Annotated in this window: 2 protein-coding genes and 1 pseudogene; 1 reads left to right on the forward strand and 2 read right to left on the reverse strand. The window is 35.0% G+C overall.

Annotated features, from left to right (window positions below):
• Nucleotides 1-136 precede the first annotated feature (136 nt).
• Complete coding sequence (locus A3EO_RS0112480; protein WP_018347400.1) at nt 137-586, forward strand: GNAT family N-acetyltransferase; 450 nt, start codon at nt 137-139, stop codon at nt 584-586.
• Nucleotides 587-679: 93 nt separating this feature from the next.
• Here the strand turns inward: A3EO_RS0112480 and pnuC are convergent, their stop codons facing one another.
• Nucleotides 680-1,363, reverse strand: coding sequence for a nicotinamide riboside transporter PnuC (gene pnuC, locus A3EO_RS0112485; protein ID WP_013745902.1), 684 nt, complete (start codon nt 1,361-1,363; stop codon nt 680-682).
• A gap of 108 nt (nt 1,364-1,471) precedes the next feature.
• A pseudogene (locus A3EO_RS13435) lies at nt 1,472-1,543 on the reverse strand (IS1595 family transposase); the annotation flags it as partial.

Consider the following 1,543-nt stretch of genomic DNA (forward strand, 5'->3'; position numbering starts at 1 on the left):
CGATGGTAGTGTGGGGATTCCCCATGTGAGAGTAGGTCACTGCCAGGTTTTTTATTTAGAGGAAGAAACGCTAACCGAAAGGTTAGCGTTTTTTTGCATTTTATTTAACTATTCTATTTTTTAGGTATTTAAGCTGATGTTACAACTTAGAGCATATATTACTTCTGATTGTGAGAAGTTGATAAAGCTATTTTATCAGACAGTTCATACTGTTAATGCGAAAGATTATACAAAAGAGCAGTTAACTGCCTGGGCACCGGATAATATAAATTCATTGGAATGGAATGAATCTTTTTTAAAAAATTATACAATTGTTGCTATTGATAATGATGAAATCGTTGGTTTTGGCGATATTGATAAGACAGGATACTTAGATAGATTGTTTGTTCATAAAGATCATCAGAGAAAAGGTATTGCCTCTGCAATATGTAATGAATTGGAACAGTCCATCAAAAATATGAAAATTACGACAGCTACGTCTATTACAGCTAAAGCATTTTTTAAACAGCGTGGATATCGTATTGTTAAAAAACAAGAAGTGATAAGAAGAGGCGTAGGGTTAATAAACTTTCTGATGGAAAAATAATTTTCAGATGTTATCAAGGTTTCAATACATTTTTAAAGAAAAACTCCGCACTGATTTTGATAAAAGTGCGGAGTTTCTTATTAAAGGAATGTTTTAAGCATTTGCCGGTTTGGCAAGTTTAGTCCAGTTGTAATAACCGTAAAGGGAATTTAATAAATAAGCGGCATACATAATATACATTGCTGCAGTATCCGCCCATAAGGCAATCGAAAGGACATTAATAATAATCCATAATACCCACTGTTCGCGATAACGTAATAGCATTAATAATTGTGCTGCGATTACCATTACGGTGGTAACGCCGTCTAGCGATACAGAATTGCCGTCAGTGGTTTTTAAATAGGAGATGAAGAGCAAAGAACAGATAGCGATTGCTGCAATGGTGACGATCCAACCTTTAAAATTCAATGCCTTAGCAACGACGCTTTCACCTTCACCATCTTTCTGCATATTGGCTTTCCATAAAAAATAACCGATAAATTGTGCCGGAATATAAACGTAGAGCGTAGTTGTCATTTCGCCATAAAATTTATTATCCCAAGCAACATAGAAATAGGTATAAGCAAAAATTAAACCGAAAAGGTAATTACTGATTTTGCCTTTCCCAACAAAGACCACGCATAAAATACCGGCGATACCGGAGATCATTGCCAGTAGCGAATCAGGTTGATAAACATAAGTACCAATTTGTAATGCAACAAAAAGCACTAGCCAGAAAGCCTCAAATTTTGTCCAACCGCCGAACAGCTCTTGTTGAATATCTTTTATCGTTAACATAGTTCCTCCAGGTAATATCATTTTTCTGCCACATTTTATATTTTTTGTTATGAATATGCATTATTTTTATCTTTAAATTAAATCCTTAGGGGCTGAAGTAGATTAGCGTTAAATCTGACACCATTTCCGCAGGATTTTGAGCTGTTGAGATGGTGTCCCATAGTTGAAACGAAACTCACA

This window comes from Gallibacterium anatis DSM 16844 = F 149 (assembly GCF_000379785.1).
GTDB lineage: Bacteria > Pseudomonadota > Gammaproteobacteria > Enterobacterales > Pasteurellaceae > Gallibacterium > Gallibacterium anatis.